This window comes from Aeromicrobium sp. PFPM2_SD2, assembly GCF_057364525.1.
In genome coordinates, this window is record NZ_JBNFNZ010000316.1 from 1 (window position 1) to 2928 (window position 2928).

The window sequence follows — 2928 nt, forward strand, 5'->3', positions numbered from 1 at the left end:
CAGCGACTCCAGCCGGCGCTGGAGGCGGGCGAGGTCGCGACCGAGCGCCTTGGACGCGCTCGTGCCCTCCGACGCCTCGCGTCGGGCCTCGACGAGCCGGCGGCGCAGCTCGTCGCGCTCCTTGCGGTACTGCAGCGCCTCGGCCCGGACCCGCTCGAGGGCGGACGTCGCCGAGTGCAGCGCGATGTCCTGCTCCTGCTGCCGACGCAGCTCCTCCTCGCGGGAGGCACCGGTTCCGGTCACCGACTCGTCGGGCTCCTGGTGGCCGGCTGCGCTCATCGGTTCCAGAGCCCCTTCGTGTCCACGACGGCGACGCCCCGCGGGACGTCCAGGGTGCGGAAGACGCTGTGGTCGACGAGCACGGCCACGCAGTCGGCCTTGTCGAGCGCGGCGTGGGTCTCGGCCAGCTCGACGTTGCGCCGGTTGGCCAGCTCGGGCGGCAGCTCCTCCACGTGCGGCTCGACGGCCAGGATCCGGCCGGCCGGCAGCGCGTCGGCCAGGTCGGCCGCGATCTTGCGGGCCGGCGACTCGCGCAGGTCGTCGATGTCGGGCTTGAAGGCCAGGCCGAGCACGGCCACGACCGGCGCCTCGGTGCCGGCGACGGCGGCGGTCACCTGGTCCACGACCCAGCCGGGCTTGGCGTCGTTCACCTCGCGCGCGGTGCGGATCAGCCGGCTCTCCTGCGGTGCCGCGGCCACGATGAACCACGGGTCGACGGCGATGCAGTGCCCGCCCACGCCGGGGCCCGGCTGGAGGATGTTCACGCGCGGGTGGTGGTTGGCCAGCCGGATGAGCTCCCAGACGTCGATGCCCAGGCGGTCCGAGACGAGCGAGAGCTCGTTGGCGAAGGCGATGTTGACGTCGCGGAAGGAGTTCTCGACGAGCTTGGCCATCTCGGCGGTCACGGCGTCGGTGAGCAGGATCTCGCCGGCGCAGAAGATCTGGTACAGGTCGCGGGCCCGCTCGGCCGCCTCGGCCGTGAGCCCGCCGACGATGCGGTCGTTGCTGACCAGCTCGACCATGACCCGGCCGGGCAGGACGCGCTCGGGGCAGTGCGCGAAGAGCACCCGCGACGCGCCGTCGGCGTCCCGCAGGTCCGGACGCTCGTCGAGGATCCACGCGGCCATCTGCTCGGTGGCGCCGGGCGGCGAGGTGGACTCCAGGATGACCAGGGCGCCCGGCTCCAGCGTCGGCGCGATCATGCGGGCCGCAGAGCGGATGTAGCCCAGGTCGGGCGTGCGGTCGTCCTGGAAGGGCGTCGGCACCGCGAGGATGAAGACGTCGGCGGTCTCCGGGGCGGTGGCCGCGCGCAGGTGGCCCTGGGTGACGGCGTGGCTCACGTAGCCGGCCAGGTCGGGCTCGACGAACGGCACGGTGCCGGCGTTGACCGCCGCGACCACGCCCTCGTTGACGTCCACGCCGAGCACGTTCGTGCCCCGCGAGGCCAGGATGGCGGCGGTGGGCAGGCCGATGTACCCCAGGCCCATCACGACGACGTCTGGTCTGCTGCTCATGTCTCTCCCCTTCAGCACCCTGGACGACCCCGTGTCTGAGGCCCCCCGCACCTTAGTAGACGCACCGGTCGGCCGGCGCTGGTTCCCCTTGCGGTCGGACGGACGTCACACGCCGAAGTCGGGCAGGCGTCCGCCGAGCCCGAACATCTCGTCCAGGGCCGCCACCGACCGCGCGCCGGCCTTGCCGTCGCCGTACGGGTTGACCGCGTTGGCCATCTCGTCGTAGGCGGCGCGGTCGTGGAGCAGGGTCGTCACCTCGTGCACGATGCGCTCCTCGTCGGTGCCGACGAGCCGCGCCGTACCCGCGTGGACGGCCTCGGGACGCTCGGTGTCCTCGCGCAGCACGAGCACCGGCTTGCCCAGCGAGGGCGCCTCCTCCTGGACGCCGCCGGAGTCGGTGACGACGAGCGTGGAGCGGGCGGTGAGCCGCGCGAAGTCCGAGTAGCCCAGCGCGTCGACCAGCACGACGTTCGGCAGGTCCTGCAGCGCCGGGCGGAAGATGTCCTGCACCAGCGGGTTGGCGTGCAGCGGCAGCACGAACACGACGTCCGGCTCCTGGCGCGCCAGCCGGGCCAGGGCCCGGGCGGTGGCCCGCATCGGGTCGCCCCACGACTCGCGGCGGTGCGACGTGATGAGCACGACGCGGCGGTCGCCGAGGTCCTGCAGGGCGGGGCTGTCGAGCGGCTCGTCGCCCTTCGCGATCGACAGGAACGCGTCGATGACCGTGTTGCCGGTGACGACGATCGTGTCGGGGTCGACGCCCTCGCGCAGCAGGTTGTCGCGCGAGCCGGCGGTCGGCGCGAGGTGCAGGGCGGCCAGGCGGGTCAGCAGCCGGCGGTTGCCCTCCTCGGGGAACGGCGACCAGATCGACGGCGTGCGCAGGCCCGCCTCGACGTGGACGACGGGGATCTTCTGGTAGAACGCGGCCAGGCCGGCGGCGAAGGCGGACGTCGTGTCGCCCTGCACCACGACGACGTCGGGCCGGTGCTCCTGCAGCAGCGGGGTGAGGCGCTCGAGCGTGCGGCTCGTCACGCCCTCCAGGCCCTGGCCGTGCTGGAAGATGTCGAGGTCGTGGTCCGCCTGGATGCCGAAGGTCCGGTGGACCTGCGCGAGCATCTCGCGGTGCTGACCGGTGGAGACGACCGAGGTGCGGTAGCTGCCCGACTCCTGCAGTCCCATGACCACCGGCGCCATCTTGATCGCCTCGGGCCGGGTCCCGTAGACCGGCATCACGTGGACACCCACGCCAGATCCTCTCTGCTCGCTGCTCGGACCGGGCAACCCTATCCGCGACCGGCCGTCCGGCCCGCATCGGACCGTCGCCCGCGCGCGTCGCCGGGAGTCAGGCCTCGGGGCGCAGGGGCAGCGACCGGACGCTGCGGAAGCGGCGCGGCGTCCGCGACGGGTCGGCGGA

3 protein-coding genes are annotated in these 2928 nt (G+C 73.5%); all 3 read right to left on the minus strand.

Features of this window, described 5'->3' with window-relative positions:
* On the minus strand, nt 1–279 hold a 279-nt coding region (locus AC2W7G_RS12765), incomplete at its 3' end, for a hypothetical protein (RefSeq protein WP_485868772.1).
* Nucleotides 276–1514, minus strand: coding sequence for a UDP-N-acetyl-D-mannosamine dehydrogenase (gene wecC, locus AC2W7G_RS12770; RefSeq protein WP_485868773.1), 1239 nt, complete (start codon nt 1512–1514; stop codon nt 276–278). The genes AC2W7G_RS12765 and wecC, both read right to left, overlap by 4 nt.
* A gap of 105 nt (nt 1515–1619) precedes the next feature.
* Complete coding sequence (gene wecB / locus AC2W7G_RS12775) at nt 1620–2759, minus strand: non-hydrolyzing UDP-N-acetylglucosamine 2-epimerase (protein WP_485868774.1); 1140 nt, start codon at nt 2757–2759, stop codon at nt 1620–1622.
* Between the last annotated feature and the right edge of the window lie 169 nt (nt 2760–2928).

Excerpts from the sequence above, each read along its gene's own strand:
- wecC (WP_485868773.1), bottom strand. The coding sequence starts at position 1,514 with ATGAGCAGCAGACCAGACGTCGTCGTGATGGGCCTGGGGTACATCGGC.